The sequence below is a fragment of the Stenotrophomonas sp. RG-453 genome (assembly GCF_033843685.1).
GTDB lineage: Bacteria > Pseudomonadota > Gammaproteobacteria > Xanthomonadales > Xanthomonadaceae > Stenotrophomonas > Stenotrophomonas bentonitica_A.
This window is the reverse complement of record NZ_JAMYED010000008.1, coordinates 52009-69067: the sequence shown is the minus strand read 5'-3', so window position 1 is coordinate 69067 and position 17059 is coordinate 52009. Positions and strand designations below refer to the sequence as shown.

16 protein-coding genes are annotated in these 17059 nt (G+C 67.6%); 10 read left to right on the top strand and 6 right to left on the bottom strand.

The genetic code is table 11. The annotated features are described in order from the left end of the window. Positions 1–10 precede the first annotated feature (10 nt). From NJD74_RS15710 to NJD74_RS15690, 5 genes are all read right to left on the bottom strand, one after another. On the bottom strand, positions 11–994 hold the full coding sequence (locus NJD74_RS15710) for a MoxR family ATPase (RefSeq protein WP_019184930.1): 984 nt from the start codon (positions 992–994) through the stop codon (positions 11–13). A gap of 61 nt (positions 995–1055) precedes the next feature. Continuing rightward, on the bottom strand, positions 1056–1757 hold the full coding sequence (locus NJD74_RS15705) for a DUF4159 domain-containing protein (protein ID WP_070473832.1): 702 nt from the start codon (positions 1755–1757) through the stop codon (positions 1056–1058). Between the two features lie 67 nt (positions 1758–1824). Then, entirely contained in the window at positions 1825–3159 is a 1335-nt protein-coding gene (locus NJD74_RS15700) for a TldD/PmbA family protein (protein ID WP_070473830.1), read from the bottom strand. Between the two features lie 20 nt (positions 3160–3179). Further along, on the bottom strand, positions 3180–4814 hold the full coding sequence (locus NJD74_RS15695) for a TldD/PmbA family protein (protein WP_019184927.1): 1635 nt from the start codon (positions 4812–4814) through the stop codon (positions 3180–3182). A gap of 132 nt (positions 4815–4946) precedes the next feature. Next, the gene (locus tag NJD74_RS15690; protein WP_319624547.1) at positions 4947–6575 is read right to left on the bottom strand and encodes a TldD/PmbA family protein; all 1629 of its coding nucleotides are present in this window, start codon (positions 6573–6575) and stop codon (positions 4947–4949) included. 144 nt (positions 6576–6719) lie between these two features. Here NJD74_RS15690 and NJD74_RS15685 point away from each other — a divergent pair, with 144 nt between their 5' ends. The 3 genes from NJD74_RS15685 to NJD74_RS15675 all read left to right on the top strand — a co-directional run bounded on the left by NJD74_RS15685 (position 6720) and on the right by NJD74_RS15675 (position 9118). Then, complete coding sequence (locus NJD74_RS15685; protein WP_019184923.1) at positions 6720–7346, top strand: DUF938 domain-containing protein; 627 nt, start codon at positions 6720–6722, stop codon at positions 7344–7346. Positions 7347–7438: 92 nt separating this feature from the next. Then, positions 7439–8077, top strand: a complete 639-nt coding sequence (locus NJD74_RS15680) for a hypothetical protein (protein ID WP_019184922.1) — start codon at positions 7439–7441, stop codon at positions 8075–8077. A 108-nt stretch (positions 8078–8185) separates the two neighbouring features. Then, a complete protein-coding gene (locus NJD74_RS15675; protein ID WP_319624546.1) occupies positions 8186–9118 on the top strand; it encodes an AEC family transporter in 933 nt (310 codons plus the stop codon). A 33-nt stretch (positions 9119–9151) separates the two neighbouring features. On the opposite strand, the gene NJD74_RS15670 is transcribed toward NJD74_RS15675, so the two are convergent. Next, positions 9152–10636 carry an AAA family ATPase gene (locus tag NJD74_RS15670; RefSeq protein WP_070473824.1) on the bottom strand — a complete coding sequence of 495 codons (1485 nt, stop codon included), beginning with the start codon at positions 10634–10636 and terminating at the stop codon, positions 9152–9154. Between the two features lie 132 nt (positions 10637–10768). Here NJD74_RS15670 and NJD74_RS15665 point away from each other — a divergent pair, with 132 nt between their 5' ends. The 7 genes from NJD74_RS15665 (at position 10769) to NJD74_RS15635 (ending at position 17009) form a co-directional block, all read left to right on the top strand. Next, positions 10769–11401 carry a ParA family protein gene (locus NJD74_RS15665; protein ID WP_019184919.1) on the top strand — a complete coding sequence of 211 codons (633 nt, stop codon included), beginning with the start codon at positions 10769–10771 and terminating at the stop codon, positions 11399–11401. 13 nt (positions 11402–11414) lie between these two features. After that, positions 11415–11891, top strand: a complete 477-nt coding sequence (locus NJD74_RS15660; protein WP_070426355.1) for a histidine phosphatase family protein — start codon at positions 11415–11417, stop codon at positions 11889–11891. A 42-nt stretch (positions 11892–11933) separates the two neighbouring features. Next, positions 11934–12491 (top strand): YceI family protein, encoded by a 558-nt coding sequence (locus NJD74_RS15655; protein ID WP_051010531.1) that lies wholly within the window; start codon positions 11934–11936, stop codon positions 12489–12491. Next, entirely contained in the window at positions 12488–14521 is a 2034-nt protein-coding gene (locus tag NJD74_RS15650; RefSeq protein ID WP_319624545.1) for a phospholipase D family protein, read from the top strand. Before NJD74_RS15655 ends, NJD74_RS15650 begins: the two co-directional genes overlap by 4 nt. 25 nt (positions 14522–14546) lie before the next feature. Further along, positions 14547–14984, top strand: a complete 438-nt coding sequence (locus NJD74_RS15645) for a hotdog fold thioesterase (protein WP_319624544.1) — start codon at positions 14547–14549, stop codon at positions 14982–14984. 181 nt (positions 14985–15165) lie between these two features. Continuing rightward, positions 15166–15957: a lysophospholipid acyltransferase family protein gene (locus tag NJD74_RS15640; RefSeq protein WP_319624543.1), complete on the top strand. Its 792-nt coding sequence runs from the start codon at positions 15166–15168 to the stop codon at positions 15955–15957. A 56-nt stretch (positions 15958–16013) separates the two neighbouring features. Further along, on the top strand, positions 16014–17009 hold the full coding sequence (locus NJD74_RS15635; protein ID WP_026070062.1) for an alpha/beta fold hydrolase: 996 nt from the start codon (positions 16014–16016) through the stop codon (positions 17007–17009). The last annotated feature ends 50 nt before the right edge of the window (positions 17010–17059 follow it).

Genomic DNA, 17059 nt, shown 5'->3' with positions numbered 1-17059 from the left:
GGTGTGCGGATCAACCCGGGAACGGCACGGCCTGCAGCAGCGCGGCGACCACGTCGTCGGCGCTCTTCTGCTCGGCCTCGGCAGCGAAGGACAGCAGCAGGCGGTGACGCATCACCGGTGCCGCCAGCGCCTGCACGTCCTCGCGGGTGGCCGCGAAGCGGCCCTGCAGCAGCGCGCGCGCCTTGGCCGCCAGCACCAGCGATTGCCCGGCACGCGGGCCGGCGCCCCACTTGATCCACTGGTTCACCGCCGCCGGTGCGTCGCTGCCCGGGCGGCTGGCACGCACCAGGCGGGTGATCCAGGTGAGTACGTCGTCGCTGATGTGGACCTCGCGCACGGCTGACTGCAGCGCCAGGACCTCGTCAGCCTCCATCACCTTGGGGACGCTGCCGTTGGCGCTGCCGGTGGTCTGCAGCAGGATGTCGCGCTCTTCCTGTTCGGTGGGGTAATCCACCCGCACGTGCAGCAGGAAGCGGTCCAGCTGGGCTTCGGGTAGCGGGTAGGTACCGGCCTGCTCGATCGGGTTCTGCGTGGCCAGCACGAAGAATGGCGCCGGTAGCGCATAGGTGGTGCCGGCGTAGCTGACGGTGCGCTCCTGCATCGCCTCCAGCAGTGCGGCCTGGGTCTTGGGCGGGGTGCGGTTGAGCTCGTCGGCCAGCAGCAGGTTGGTGAAGATCGGGCCCTTCTGGAACCGGAAGTGACGGTGCCCGGTGCCGTGGTCCTCTTCCAGCAGCTCGGTACCGAGGATGTCGCTGGGCATCAGATCGGGGGTGAACTGCACGCGCCGGAACTGCAGCTCCAGTGCCTGCCCGAGCGAGCGCACCAGCAGGGTCTTGCCCAGCCCGGGCGCGCCCTCGAGCAGGCAGTGGCCGCCGGCCAGCAGGCCGATCAGCAGCTGCTCGACCACGGCGTGCTGGCCGACCACCGCCTGGGCGAGCGCGCCGCGCAACTGCTGCAGTTTGGGGAGAAGGGCATCAAGGCGGTCGGTCGTCATAAGGCACTCGCAGGATCGGCGTAGAGCCACGCCATGCGTGGCTGAAAAAGCAGGAAGAAGCTCAGCTGTTCAAGGCATACATCACGATGTTGACCGCGAAACGGGTGTTGTCTTCGGCCAGGAAGCGCTTGTTGCGCCAGTCGTAGTCCCACTCGCACCCGTAATCCTTGTTGCTGTAGAGCACGCCGAGGCGGCCATCGATCTGGATGCCCTTGAGGTAATCGTGGACCAGATCATCGCCCCAGCCATTGAGCTCGAACCCGGTGGCCGGCGGGCCCTCGGGGAAGCGGAAGAAACTGCGGTAGAGCGCGTGGTTGTTGGGCAGCTTGTTCAGCGCCTTCGGCCCGAACAGCTTGGCCATCTGTGCTTCAAAGGACTTCGCGAACAGACCATCGATATCGTGGTTGCAGTCATCGACGAACACGAAGCCGCCATTGCGCACGTAACGCACGAAGTTCTGCCGCTCGGCGGCATTGAACTCGACCAGCTTGTGCCCGGCCAGATAGCAGAACGGTGCCTCCAGCATGCGCGGATCGGACAGCGCGATCACGTGCTCGGTGGGGTCCACGCGCAGGGTGGTGTAATCGATCAGCGAGGTGATCACGTTGGACGGCATGCGCGCGTCCACGTCCCAGTCGCCGGAGTCGTACTTGAGGCGGGTGAACCAGAAGTCGTACCGCCCGGCCTGGGCGCGCGCCGGCGCGGGCAGGGCCGCGAACGCCGCACTGCCCAGCATCAGCCGCAGGAACTGTGCGCGGTTCATCGCCGCGCACGTTCCCGGGAGCAACCGGCCAGCCGGGGAGACGGCCAGTGGCCGTCACGACCGTTCATCAGACCGCGTCGGACAACGAGGTGAAGGTGAAATCGCGCAGCTTCATCGGCGGGATCATCATCACCAGGCTGGATTCGTCACCGGCCACACGCACCGGCTTGCCCAGCTCTTCGATGTTGTTGAGCATGATCACCGGCGACTCGTTGAAGCGGAAGTTCTTCACCGGGTGCTTGATCTGGCCGTTCTCGATGTAGAAGGTGCCATCGCGGGTCAGGCCGGTCAGCAGCACGGTCTGCGGATCGACCATGCGGATGTACCAGGTGCGCGTGACCAGGATGCCCTTCTGGGTGCCACGGACCAGCTCGGCCGTGCTCTTGTCGCCGCCGGACATCAGCAGGTTGCCCGGCCGCGCGTTGGCGGTCTTGCCCTGCTTCTGCGCCCAGAAGCGGGAGTAGTTGAGGTTGGCGATCTTGCCGTCCTTGATGATGTCCAGCTTCTCGCGCGGCTGGCCTTCGTTGTCCCACGGCAGCACGGCGGCTTCGGGGTGCCACGGGTCGGCGACCATGGTCACGCGCGGGTCGTAGACCTGCTCGCCCAGCTTGTTGCCGCCGCCCTTCCTGGACAGGAAGCTGCGGCCTTCATCGGCCGAGCGCGCATCGAAGAAGTTCATCATGAAGCTGATCAGGCCGGCCGCGGCCGCCGGCTCCAGGATCACCGTGTACTTGCCCGGCTCCAGCGCCTTGGCTTCGGCCGATTCGGTGGCCTTGCGCATGGCGATGCGGATGTCCTGGTCGGCCTTGAAATCGGCGGCATCCTTGAGGTTGCGACCGACCCAGCCCGAGCCGCGGCCATCTTCGGTACGCACGGTGCAGGTGTAATCGAAGTTGGTGCCGCGCTGGTAACCGAAGTTGCCGTTGCTGTTGGCGGTGGCCTGGAAGCTCTGGCCATCTTCCAGGAAGCCGGCCGCGATCAGGCCGTTGCCACGGCACGGTGCGATCGAGTCGGCGGCAACCTTGGCGCGGAAGGCCGGGTCGATGGCCGCGGTGGATTCGCTGAAGGTCGGGCTGGGCCGGTAGGTCTGCTTGCCGATCGCCGGCAGGAACTCCGGGTTCTCCGGGGCCAGGCGGGCCAGATCCTCGGCGCGGCGCACCACGCGTTCCAGCGCGGCATCGTCGAATTCGTTGATCGAGGCGGTGCCGACGCGCTTGCCGAAGGCGACCGTGACGGCCAGTTCGGTGTTGTCGACGATGCCGCTGGTGGAGACATTGTTCAGTGCGAAACGGATGTTGCCGTCGATCGAGCCGGCCAGCACGGCGGTGCATTCATCGGCCTTGGAGAGCGCGATGACCTTGTCGAGGATGGCCTTGGCCTGGGCTTCGGTGAAGATACTCATGGATTGGGGCTCCTGACCGGTCAGCCGAGGCTGCGCGCGGTGTTGATGACGTTGATGCCGTTGAAGCGCGCGGTGGACGAACCGTGCGAGACCGCCGAGACCTGGCCGGGCTGGCCCTTGCCGTCGAAGAACGAACCGCCCAGGCGGTAGTCGCTTTCATCGGCGACAGCGGTACAGGCGTTCCAGAACTCCGGCGTGCGGATCTGGTAGGCCACGTCCTCGAGCATGCGGGTGATCTGGCCGTTCTTGATTTCATAGAACAGCTGGCCACCGAACTGCGCGTTGTACCGCTGCTGATCGATGGAGAACGAGCCGTCGCCGATGATGTAGATGCCGTTCTCGACGTCCTTGATCATGTCGGCCACGCTCAGCTTGGTCTTGCCCGGTGCCATGGACACGTTGGCCATGCGCTGGAACTGCACGCTGGACCACGAATCGGCATAGCAGCAACCGTCGGACTCGGTCTTGCCGAGGATGTGGGCCTGGTCGCGGATGGTCTGGTAATCCACCAGCTTGCCTTCGCTGATCAGGTCCCAGCGCTTGGTCTTGACGCCTTCATCGTCGTAGCCGACCGCGCCGAGGCTGCCCGGCTGGGTCTTGTCGGCGAAGATGTTGACCTTGTCGCTGCCGTACTGGAAATGCTGCTCGCGCTTGTCCAGCGTGGCGAAGCTGGTGCCGGCGTAGTTGGCTTCGTAGCCGAGCACGCGGTCCAGTTCCAGCGGATGGCCGACCGACTCGTGGATGGTCAGCCAGGTGTGCGACGGATCCAGGATCAGGTCGTACTTGCCCGGCTTCACCGACGGGGCCTTGAGCTTCTCCTGCGCCTGCCTGGCCGCGGCGATCGCATCGGCCTTCATGTCGTAGGAGTTGCGGTAGTTGACCACGCCGTTGGGCGAGACCGCCTTGCCGGTGCCGACGCCATCGAGGTACTCGTAGCCCAGGCCCATCGGCGAGGACAGCCCCGAGCGGGTGCGGAACTTGCCGGTGCTCTTGTCGATGGCGGTGACCGTCATCGGTGCCCAGATGCGGTGCACGTCCTGGTCGATGTAGGAGCCGTCGGTGGAGGCGAAGTACTTCTGCTCGTTGACCAGGAACAGCATCGAGTTGACGAAGCTGGCGCCGGCGCCCATCGCGCCTGCATTGACGTCCAGCAGCAGCTCGACCTTTTCCTTGATCGGCACGTCCATCGCGTTCTTGCGGATCGGGGTGCGCCAGGACACCTCACCCACGCCGGGCGCGGCAGCCAGCTGCACCGGGGCGGTCTGCACTCCGGCGTTGGCCTTGGCGATCGCCGCGGCCTGCTGTGCGGCGCGGGCCACGTCGGTGGTGCCGAGCTGGTTGGTGGCGGCAAAGCCCCAGGCGCCGTTGACGATCACGCGGATGCCCACGCCGGTCGACTCGGTGTTCACCACGTTCTGGACCTTGTCCTCGCGGGTGATCACGTACTGGCGCAGGTAGCGGCCGATACGGACATCGCAGTAGGTCGCGCCCGCCTGGCGCGCAGCGGCCAGGGCGGCGTCGGCCAGGCGCTTTTTCAGGGCCGGGTCGAGGCTGCTCTGCAGTTGCTCGGCGGCAATGACCTTGCCGAAGAACGACGGCACGATCAGTCCGCCAGCGGTAAGCCCGGTCAGGGCGAGAAAGTCACGTCTTTGCAAGGCAGCTCTCCACGTCGGTGTGGGGGTGGCAGGGAAACAGCGACATCAGGGCGACCGCCGCGGCGGCACAGCCGATTCTTGCGGCCATGCGTGCGCCGCGGTAGTGACATTCGGCACGGAGCAGGGACGGGCTCATCCCAGGCTGCGTGCGGTGTTGATGATGTTGATGCCATCAAAGCGCGTGGTCGCCGAGCCATGCGAGACCGCAGAGACCTGGCCCGGCTGGCCCTTGCCATCGAAGAACGAGCCGCCGAAGCGGAAATCGCGCTCATCGCAGATCGCGCTGCAGGCATTCCAGAACTCTGGCGTGCGGATCTGGTAGGCGGCATCCTCGACCATGCCGGTGATCTCACCGTTCTTGATCTGGTAGTACAGCTGCCCACCGAACTGCGCGTTGAAGCGCTGCTGGTCGATCGAGTACGAGCCGCGGCCGTGGATGTAGATGCCGTTCTCCACGTTCTTGATCATGTCGGCCACGCTCAGCGGGGCCTTGCCCGGCGCCAGCGACACGTTGGCCATGCGCTGGAACTGCACGCTGGACCACGAATCGGCGTAGCTGCAGCCGTGGCTTTCCTTCTCGCCGAGGAGGTGCACCTCATCGCGGGTGGCCTGGTAGTTGACCAGGATGCCGTCCTTGACCAGGTCCCAGCGCTTGGTTTTCACGCCTTCATCGTCGTAGCCCACCGCGCCCAGGCTGCCCGGGGCGGTCTTGTCGGCGAAGAAGTTGACGATGTCGCTGCCCCAGCGGAAGCCCGCCTCGCGCTTGTCCAGCGTGGCGAAGCTGGTACCGGCGTAGTTGGCTTCGTAGCCGAGCACGCGGTCAAGCTCCAGCGGGTGGCCGACGTTCTCATGGATGGTCAGGAACAGGTTGGACGGGTCCAGCACCAGATCGTACTTGCCCGGCTTGACCGACGGCGCCTTGAGCTTTTCACGGGCGTGGCGGGCGGCAGCAATGGCATCTTCGACCGGGTCGTAGGAATCGCGGTAGGCGACCACGCCGCCCGGCAACGCGATCTTGCCGCGCGCGTCGCCATCGAGGAATTCGTAGCCCATGCCCATCGGCGAGGACAGCCCGGCGCGCGTACGGAACTTGCCGCTGGCCTTGTCGATCGCGGTGGCGGTGAACGGCAGCCAGATCCGATGCACGTCCTGGTCGATGAACGAGCCGTCGCTGGAGGCGAAGAACTTCTGTTCGTTGACCAGGAACAGGGTGGAGTTGATGAAGTCGGCGCCGGCATTGAGCGCGGCCGCATTCAGCGACAGCAGCATCTCGACCTTGTCCTTGATCGGTACCGCCATCGCGTTCTTGCGGATCGGGGTCTTCCAGCTCACGTCACCCACGCCGGTCACCGGCGCCAGCTGCACCGGGCGGCTCTGGATGCCGGCGTTGGCGCGGGCGATCGCCGCGGCCTGCTCGACCGTGGCCAGCACCGCGGCCGGGGTCTGCTGGTGGGTGGCGGCAAAGCCCCAGGCGCCGTTGACGATCACCCGGATGCCGATGCCCGAGGATTCGCTGTTGGTGACGTTCTGGACGTTGGCCTCGCGGGTGATGATCGCCTGGTTGAGGTACCGGCCGATGCGCACATCGCAGTAGCTGGCACCGGCGCGTTTGGCGGCGGCAAGCGCGGCCTCGGCCAAGGCCTTGCGGCGACCCACATCGCCCGGTTCGAGCAGCTGCTCGGCGGCGATCAGCCGGCCATGCGGCAGTACCAGGCCCGCCAGGCCCATTCCAGACAGCGCTAGAAACTCACGACGTTGCACAGCTCACATCCCCCAAGGACGGCCGGCGGCGCGCAGGCGGCCGGCGTTGGACAAGTCTTCGACTTTCGGTGGCATCGCACAGTGGCACAAGTGACTGCGGTCATGGTTGGATGGACATCGATTCCCTGCCGATGTGACATTGCGATGAGCCAGATACGCTGGTCCGAGGCCTGCGACCGCAACCGCGCGCCGATCCTGGCGGTGCTGCAGCGCCACCTCGCCGACCGCCACCGGGTGCTGGAGATCGGCAGCGGCACCGGCCAGCACGCCGAGTCCTTCGCGGCGGCACTGCCCCACCTGCAGTGGCAGGCGAGCGACCATCCGGATCACCTGCCGGGCATCGCCGAGCGGCTGGACGCCGCGGGCCTGCCCAACACACCGGCCCCGTGGCCGCTGCAGGCCGTGTTGTCCCCCGCGCCCGGGCTCGGGCCGCTGCCGCCGGACGCGCCGTTGGCGTTCGATGCGGTGTTCAGCGCCAACACCCTGCACATCATGAGCTGGGCGCACGTCCAGGCGCTGTTTGCCGGGCTGCCGGCCGTCATGGCGGCCGGTGCCGTGCTCTGTATCTACGGTCCGTTCAATGCCCATGGCGAGTACAGCAGCGACAGCAACCGCCAGTTCGACGCATGGCTCAAGGCGCGGGACCCGGCCTCGGGCATCCGCGACGCCGAGGCGGTGGATGCGCTGGCGGCGGGGGCGGGCCTGCAGCTGATCGAGGACGTGGCGATGCCGGCCAACAACCGCCTGCGGGTGTGGCGGCGCGCCGGCTAGCGCCGACCGCTGGTCGGCCGCGCTTGGTGTCCGGCGCATGCTGCGGTTAGGATCAGGAGGGGAGGTTGTTGTGACAACCTGGGGGAGTTTGCATGGCAATTGCAAGACAGATGGTGGCCGGCGTGATGCTGGCCATGGGGGCGTGTGTGTTCAACGCGTCGGCGCAATCGCTGCCGGCCGTGCAGGAGTTCTACTTCGACAACGACGTGGCGGCCGCCCCGATGGTGGTGGTGCAGGGCCAGGGCGGGGAGCTCGTCGACCAATTGATGAAGCAGCGCGAGCGCGGCCGCAAGAGCCTGGAAGCGACCGTGCAGCTGGCCGGCGTGGCGATCGCGCAGGGCCGGCCCGAGTTGGGGCGCAGTCTGTACGAACAGGCCGCGACGACCGCATCGGCCAGTTCGGTGCCCGGTCGGTCGGTGCGCTGGAACTACGGCTGGGATCTGTTCCGGCTGGGTGAGGCCGACGCGGCGTTGGTGCAATGGACCGCGGCGCAGAACACGCTGCGCGGGAATCCGGCATGGGTGCCGCCCACCTTCGCGCTGGCGCTGTGGACGCTGGGCCGCAAGACCGAAGCCGTGCAGTGGTACGCCGCCGCCGTGCGCACCGAGCCGCAACAGTGGAGTGGGGCCGATCGCTACGCCGAACTGCTGCCTGGTTGGCGCGACAGCGAGCGCAGCACGCTGGCCGAGGTGCAGCGTGCATGGGCCGAGAAGCCACCGGCCTGGCCATGATTCCGCAGGCCGGCCCGTGCAGGCGGGCTGGCCGGCCATAGCGCGGGCGATGCGGGCTTCGACCATGGTCGGAACATGCCATGCAGGCGATTGGGCTAGGCTGTCGCGATGGCTTTCGACGCATTCGCTCTGATCGTGACCATGCTCGGCCTGGGCATGGCGTTCTCGCGCCTGCGCGCGCTGCCGGAGAACACGGCCGATGTGCTCAACCGCATCGTGCTGTACGTGTGCCTGCCGGCGGCGGTGCTGATCTATGTCCCGCGGCTGCATCTGGACACCAGCCTGATCGGGCTGGTCGCCACGCCGTGGCTGTTGATGCTGTGCACGCTCGCACTGGTGAGCCTGGCCACGCGCGCGTTCGGCTTCGCCCGGGATGTGCATGCGGTGCTGCTGATCTGTGTGGCGCTGGCCAATTCCAGCTTCATCGGCTATCCGATGGTGCGTGCCCTGCTAGGCGATCACGTCCTGCCCTATGCGGTGGTCTACGACCAGTTCGGCACCTTCGTGCTGCTGTCCACCTTTGGTCTGTATGTGATCGCGCGCTACAGCGGCGACACCCCGCCCACCGCCGCGCAGATCCTGCTGCGGATCGCGAAGTTCCCGCCGCTGTGGGCGTTGCTGTTCGCGCTGACCCTGATGCCTGAGCAGCCGCCGGGCTGGATCGGCACCGGGCTGAAGCAGCTGGCCGATGCGATGCTGCCGCTGGTGATGTTGGCGGTCGGTTTTTCGATCCAGCTGCGCCTGCCATTGGACGAGCTCAAGCCGCTGGGCATCGGGTTGCTGTTGAAGCTGCTGGTGATGCCGGCGCTGGCGCTGCCGATCTCGTGGGGGTTCGGCCTGCAGGGTGCGATGCTGCAGGCCAATGTGCTGGAGTCGGCGATGCCGACCATGATCACCGCCGCCGCGCTGGCGATGTCACATCGCCTGGCCCCGCGCCTGGCTGCCGCGCTCGTCGGCTACGGCATCCTGCTGTCGCTGGTGACGCTGCCGGCGTGGGTGTGGGTGCTGCAGCGCGGGGCCGGTCTTCCTGGGTCGTCATGATCAGGCAGCCGGCAGCCGGCTGACGGTCGGGCGCTACCCGTCCGCGCTGACGGTGCGCCCGCGGGCCCACTCGCGCAGCGCGGTGACCTGCTCGGCCATCAGCACCGACAACGGCCGGCTGCCGCGGATCTCCTGCATCAGCAGCTGGGTATCCAGCCCGCGTGATTCGGCGTGTGCGGCGTACAGCCCGGCGACCACCGCCTGTTCGATCTCCGCCCCGGAGAATCCGTCCGCCGCGGCCGCCAGCGCCGGCAGCGCGAAATCGTCGGCGTTGAGCTGGCGCTTGCCCAGGTGCAGGCGCAGCAGTTCCACCCGGGTGTTGGCATCGGGCAGGTCGACGAAGAAGATCTCATCGAAACGCCCCTTGCGCAGCAGCTCGGCCGGCAGCTCATGGACCTGGTTGGCGGTCGCGACGATGAACACCGTGCCCTTGCGTTCGGCCAGCCAGGTCAGCAGGTGGCCGAGCACGCGGCGCGAGACGCCACCATCTTCGCCGCCACTGGCCAGGCCTTTCTCGATCTCATCGATCCACAGCACACACGGCGTCAGCTGCTCGGCCGAGGCCAGCGCATCGCGCAGGTTCTTCTCGGTCTCGCCGTGGTACTTGTCATACAGGCTGCCGAAATCCAGCCGCAGCAGCGGCACGCCGAAACCGGCGGCCGTCGCCTTGGCCAGCATCGACTTGCCGCAGCCCTGCACGCCCAGCAGCAGCATGCCCTTGGGCGGGTCCAGGCCCGCCGGGCCGGCGCCGCCGAGGAAGACCGGGCGGCGCTGGTTGACCCAGCGCTTGAGCCGGTTGGCACCGGCCACGTCGGCGAAGCGGGTGGTGTCGTATTCGTAGTGCAGGTGTCCGGCGCGGTTGAGCAGCTCGAACTTGAGCCGGGCCAGCTGCGGCAGGTCGTCCTGGCTGAGCGCACCGTCGGCGAAGATCAGCTGGCGGGCGATCCGCCGCGCGTCGACCAGGCTCAGCCCGCGCAGGTTGTGCAGGATCTTCTGGACCGCCTCGTTGTCCACCTCCACGCGCCGCCCGCCATGTTCGCGGGCATAGGCTTCGGCTTCCTCGCGCAGCATCTTCAACAGCGCGTTGAGGTCGGGCAGGCGCGGATTGAAACGGGTGGCCAGCGCTTCCAGCTCGGCCGGCAGCTCCACCTTGGCCCCGATCAGGACCAGCACGTGGGCCTGGCAGTGGCGCCGCTGGATCAGGTCGCGCAGGGCGCGCTGGTGGCTGGCATAGCCCAGGTAGGGATGGAAATCGAGCAGCAGGTAGATGCCGCGCTGCTCGGCCTGGCGGATCATCTGCAGGGCCGCGCTGGCGTCGGGCGGGCCGACCGGGTCGTCCTCGCGGTCCATGTCGATCCGGCGCAGCCCCTCGGTGATCGACCAGCGGTGCAGGGCGCGCCAGACATGCATCAGGGTCTGCCGGAACAACTCCACCACCCGGCCTTCATCCTGGGTCTCGATGATGATCAGCGGGGTGTTGGCGCGGATCAGCGCGCTCAGGTCCTGTAGTTCGCTCATGCGGGCGGTCAGTCCATTGGAACCATCCACGATAGCAAAGCCGTGGGCGCCGGTTCTGGTTCAGCGCCGCGACTATCTCCGTCACAGGCGCCGGTGTAGGCTGCGGAAACGTTCCCCGGAAGCGAGGCCTGCATGAAGACGATCCTGGTGGCCGGTTCCAAAGGCGGGGTGGGCAAAACCACCGTCGCCACCCACCTGGCGGCGCATTCGGCATTGGAAGGCAAGCGGACCGTCCTGGCCGATGCCGATCCACAGGGCTCCAGCACACGCTGGGCACAACGCCGCTCGGTCCTGGAAAGCGCCGTGCTGCCGATCGACGTGTACCGCAAAAAGAGCTGGGAACGACTGGTTCCCGACGGCACCGACGAAGTCATCATCGATGCGCCGGCCGGTGCGATGGCCGACGATATTCCGCATTTCCTTGACGTTGCCGATGCGGTGGTGGTTCCCGTGCTGCCGTCCGCGCTGGACATCGAAGCCATCGTCGGCTTCCTCAACAGCCTGTCGCGCGTGGCCCGCGTCCATGACCGCAGCCTGCCGGTCGGGTTGGTGCTCAACCGCACCAAACCCTGGACGCAGACCTCGCAGCAGGCGATACAGATGTTGGCCGATTGGCCTTACGAGGTCGTTGCGCAGTTGCGCGACAGCCAGAGCTATGTGGTGATGGTCGGGCTGGGACGGAGTCTGTTCGACTACCGCTCGGCCCAGGTGCGCGAGCACCAGAGTGACTGGGAGCCGCTGTTGAAGTGGCTGAAGAAAGCCTGACACGAGAGATCCCATGCGAGAACTGATACTGCTGCGTCACGCCCATGCCGAAGCCGCCAGCACCGGCCAGGCCGATCTGGACCGCCCGCTGTCGCCGGTCGGTCTGGCCGAAGCCGAGGCCGCCGGCCGCTGGCTGAAGGAAAACAACCTGCTCCCCGACTGCGTGCTCTGCTCGCCGTCGCGGCGTACCCGCGAAACCCTGGAGGCCGTGCTGGGCATCACCGGCTTCGTCGAAAAGCGCCTGGAGGATGCCGTCTACGAGGCCACCCCGGGCACCTTGATGGGGCTGATCGATGCGCGCCGGGACGTCGACCGCCTGCTGGTGGTCGGGCACAACCCGGGCCTGGAACAACTGGTCGCCCTGATGAGCGAGGGCACCAGCAGTGACTACCGGGGCATGCCACCGGGCGGAATCGCGGTCCTGGCCTTCGACCGTGAGGCTGCCATCGAGCCGGGTGTGGCCAGCCTGACCGCCTTCTGGTGGCCGTAACCCGTGTGGGCAGTCCGCGCGGCGTGGGTCGGGCTGCTGTTGATGGCAGGGGCGGCCCATGCCGCCCCGCCCTCATCGGTGCCGGCCGCCACCAGCCAGGCCCTTGCCTTCGATACGGCCACCTCGCGCTTCGGGTTTGAGATCCGGACGCGGCTGGGGCAGCGCATCGAGGGCATCTTCCCCCGCTTTGAAGGCAACATCGAAGTGCTCTCCGACGGCCGCCACCAGGTGCACCTGCGGATGTTCACCCGCTATGTCGAGATTCCCGGCAAGGCGCGCTACACCGGCTGGATGCGGGGCGAGGAGTTCTTCGACGCGGCCCGCTACCCGGTCGTGGAGTTCGACTCGCTGCCCTACTGGCCCGAGGTGGTCGACAAGGGGGGCAGCATCCAGGGCCGGCTGATCCTGCGCGGGGTCAGCCACCCGGAAACGCTGCGGGTCGAGCCACCGCAGTGTGCCCGGGCCGGGTATGATTGCGACGTGGTCAGCCGCGGTACCGTCCAGCGTGGCCGGTATGGAATGGACAGCTGGCAGCTTGCCCTGAGTGATCGAGTGACCTTTGTATTGCGTGCGCGTCTGAGCGAGGCGCCGAAACCGTGAACCCATTGCTGCGTCTGTTGGTGCTGGCAACGCTGTTGCTGGGCAGCGGCTGTGCTTCGCTGTCCAACGCCGAGCGCGACCGTGCCGCCGGCATCGCCGTACAGGCGCGTTCGACCGTGGTCGATTGCGCCCAGCCGGACCGCTGCGCGCTGGATTCGCCGCTGCGTGCCCTCGGTGGCCGCGCCTTCGCCGAATCGCACGCCGGCCAGCCGCGGCACTACGCTACCATCCTCGACGAAGGGGAAGTTTCCCTCGTCGCGCGCTTGAACCTGATCCGCAGCGCCACGCGCAGCATCGACCTGCAGACCTACATCTTCGACAAGGACGACAGCGCCCGGCTGGTCCTGGACGAACTGCAGGCGGCCGCACGCCGCGGGATCAAGGTGCGGGTGCTGATCGACCAGCTCTCGGCGATCTCCGACCTGGAGATCCTCGGCGCCCTGTCCGGCAGCCATGCCAACTTCGAACTGCGGGTCTACAACCCGACCTTCGGCAAGGCGCGCCTGAACTACTTCGATTACGCCGCCAGCGTGGTGTGCTGCTTCCGCCGTTTCAACCAGCGCATGCACAACAAGCTGCTGGTGGTCGACGATGCACTGGGCGTGGTCGGTGGGCGCAACTACCAGGACGACTATTACGACTGGGACAGCGAATACAACTTCCGCGACCGCGATGTGATCGTGGCCGGCCCGGAAGTGCGTGAGATGGCCGCCAACTTCGATGCGTTCTGGCGCGCGCCGCGCAGTGTGCCGGCCGAGCGCCTCAACGATGTCGGCCGCACGCTGCTCCGCCAGGGCGTGCCGACCATGCCGCCGGCCGACTTCCGGCGGCCCGAGCGGGTCGAGCGGGTCAGTGAAGAGGCCGACGATCCGGACTACGTGCGCCGCACCTTCGTCGATACCGCCCTGCCGGTGGCCTCGGTGCAGTACGTCGCCGATCTGCCGCGCAAGCATCGCCGCGAACGTGCCAGCCAGCCGGCCAACGGCCAGCACGTGACCGAGCCGCAGCTGGATGCGCTGATCGCCAGCGCACAGTCCGAGGTGCTGCTGCAGACGCCGTATCTGGTGTTGTCCAAGCCGGCGCAGCGCCTGTTCCGCGACCTGCGCAAACGCGAGCAGGCACCGCGCGTGGTGGTGTCCACCAACAGCCTGGCCGCCACCGACAACCCGATCGTCTACGCGCTGTCCTACAAGTACAAACGCCGCAACCTGCGTGAGCTCGGGTTCAACATCTACGAGTTCAAACCGTTCCCGCTCGATGCCCCGGTGGACTACCGCAACCTGCTGCCGGCACCGCTGGGTTCCGAGGTGCCGCCGTCGCAGGGCAAGCGCAGCAGTCTGCTCGGGGGCAGCGCGGCCGGCAGCAATGCGCGCGGTGGCAGTGACGGCCGTGCCAGCGATGGCCCGCGCCGTGGCAACGCCGACCGCAACAGCGCCAGCGGGCGCCGCCGCAGTACCGATGGCAGCGAAGTGGAGCGCCGCGTGCTGCGTGCTGAAACCCGGCCCTCGTTCCTGGGCACCAAGGCGGTCAACAAGCCGCTGCCGGTCACCCGCAAGGGCGCCCGCATGGGCCTGCATGCCAAATCGATGGTGGTGGATCGCCGCATCGGCGTGATCGGCACCCACAACTTCGACCCGCGCAGCGAGAACTACAACACCGAAGGGGCGGTGATCATCGATGACCCGGTGTTCGCCGAGGCGCTGGCGCAGAGCATCCTGCGCGACATCCACCCGCAGAACTCCTGGGTGGTCGCGCCGCGTGCCAAGCCGCCGGTCCTGTCCGGCCTGAACTACAGTGTCGGCAAGGCCTCCGAGGCGCTGCCCGTGCTCGATTTCTGGCCGTGGCGCTACGCCACCGATTACGAGTTCCAGCCCGGGCCCGAGTGCCCGGATCCGCTCAAGCGGCAGGACCCGGCCTTCCACACCTGCTACGTCGCCGTCGGGGATTTCCCCGAGGTGAATGTCGGGCCGAAGTGGCTGCTGGTGCGCATGCTCACCGCCTTCGGCGCCGGGCTGGTTCCGATTCTGTAAATCTGCAACCCCACGGAGAAGCTGCATGCCCCAGGTATTCCGCGACGCGGTGTCGATCCAGGCGCTCAACACGCTCAGCCGCAACACGCTCATCGAGCACCTGGGCATCGTGTTCACCGCCGCGGGCGAGGACTGGATCAGCGCCACCATGCCGGTGGACGAACGCACCCGCCAGCCGTACGGCATCCTGCATGGCGGGGCATCGGTCGTGCTGGCCGAAACCCTCGGCAGCAGCGCCGGCAACCTGTGCGTGGATACCACCAGGGAGGTCTGCGTCGGGTTGGAGATCAATGCCAACCACATCCGCGCGGTGCGCGCCGGCACGGTCACCAGCACTGCGCGTGCGGTCCATGTGGGGCGCAGCACCCAGGTGTGGGACATCCGCATCGAGGACGCGGCCGGCAAGCTGGTCTGCACGTCGCGGTTGACCCTGGCGGTGGTGCCCGCGGTGCGCCCGGGCTGATCGCACGCATGGCACGGATGCTGTGTTGCGTGGCTCATGACAGTGCGCCGGCGCATGTGCGCACGGCCGTTGTGCCGCCGGTGGCCGTTGGCTTGACAGCGTGCGGCGGCTGGCTTGGGCCTGCCATCGATTTGTCCGGATTCCGCTGGCAGAGCCTGCGGCGCTCGGGTATCGTTCGCGGATGAATTCCCCCACTCCGGCCTCACGTGGCGGCGTGGCGCGTGTGTGCCGTTACCTGTACCGCGTACCGCTGCTGCTGGTCCACCTGTTGCTGTTCCTGCCGATGCTGCTGATCGCCATGCTGCCGCCGTGGGGGCGCGTGCGCGTGGGCCAGCGCACGTTCGAGCATGTGGCGGTGAACGCCTGGTCGGGCGGGCTGATGTGGATCTTCGGCTTCCGCCTGCACCGGATCGGCACACCGCTGCCGGGTGCGGTGCTGTTCGTGGCCAACCATGTCAGCTGGGTCGATATTTCGATGCTGCACAGCCAGCGCATGATGGGCTTCGTGGCCAAGCAGGAGATCGCCGGCTGGCCGGTGGTCGGCTGGCTGGCCGCGCGCGGGCAGACGATCTTCCACCAGCGCGGCAGCACCGAGTCGCTGGGTGGGGTGATGCAGGAAATGGTCGTGCGCCTGCGCGAGGGCAAGGCAGTGGGCGTGTTCCCGGAAGGGCGCACCCGCGGTGGCCATGAAGTCGGCCCCTTCCATGCGCGCATCTTCCAGGCCGCGGTCGAGACCCAGGTCCCGGTGCAGCCGGTCGCGTTGCGCTACGGCTGGCGCGGTGACGCGCAGACCATTGTCGCGTTCGGCCCGAAAGAGAGTTTCTTCGCCAACTTCCTGCGTCTGCTGGGAGAGCCGGCACGGCGGGCCGAGGTGCACTTCCTCGCGCCCATTGATACCCACGATCTGGAAGGCCGTCGCCGCATCGCGGAAACCTCGCGCGCGCGCATCCTGGCGGCCATGTCCGCCGAGTAAGCGGTGGTGGTCCTTCACACGCCAGCGTCGCGGCCGGGAGCAGGCTCGCGCCCATGTTGACCGCTGCCGACTATCACCCCCCGCGTTGGCTGCGCAACCCGCACCTGCAGTCGATGCTCAGCTCGAGCCGGATGCGGATGCAGCGCGGGCTGGTGCTGCTGGCGGCGACCGGCGCGCACACCGACGAGCTGATCCTCGATGGCGGTGAAGGCGTGCGCCTGCAGGGCTGGCACAGCTACCTCCAGGGGCGCCAGCCGGTCGGCATGGCGCTGCTGCTGCATGGTTGGGAAGGCAGTGCCGAATCGAGCTACATGCGCATGACCGCCGCGCGGCTGCTGGAAGAAGGCTACGACGTGGTGCGGCTGAATTTCCGCGACCATGGCAATACCCACCACCTCAACCCGGGCATCTTCCACTCCAACCGCATCGATGAAGTGGTGCACGCAGCCGGTGACATCGCCCGCCGCTGGCCCGAGCTGCCGCTGGTCGCCGCCGGCTATTCGCTGGGCGGCAACTTCGTGCTGCGCCTGGCCCTGCGCGCGCCCTCGGCCGGCGTGCCGCTGCGCCGCGTGGCCTCGGTGTGCCCGGTGCTGGACCCGGCGATCACGATGGAGAGCATCGAGAACGGCCCGGCGATGTACGACTGGTACTTCCGGCGCAAATGGGCCGGCTCGCTGCGTCGCAAGCGCGATCTGTTCCCCGAGCTGAGCGACTGGGACGACCGCGTGCTCAAGCTGGACATCCGCGCGCTGACCGCCTGGCTGGTCGAGCACCACACCGAGTTCGGTTCGCTGCAGGCCTACTTCGATGGTTACTCCATCGCGGGCGACCGCCTGGCCGGGCTGCAGGTGCCGGCCGACATCCTGATGGCGCAGGATGACCCGGTGATCCCGTTCGCCACCTTCAACGGCTGGCGGCTGCCGGCCCACGCCCACCTGGAAATCGCCCCGTGGGGTGGCCACTGCGGCTTCCTGGAAAACTGGCGTGGTGATGGCTTCTCCGAACGCTGGGTGGCCCAGCGGCTGCGGATCGAGGCGAACACGCCGGCCTGACAGCCGTTCTGGCCGGCCGGCCCCGCTACAATCGGGGTTTGCCCTCGAGT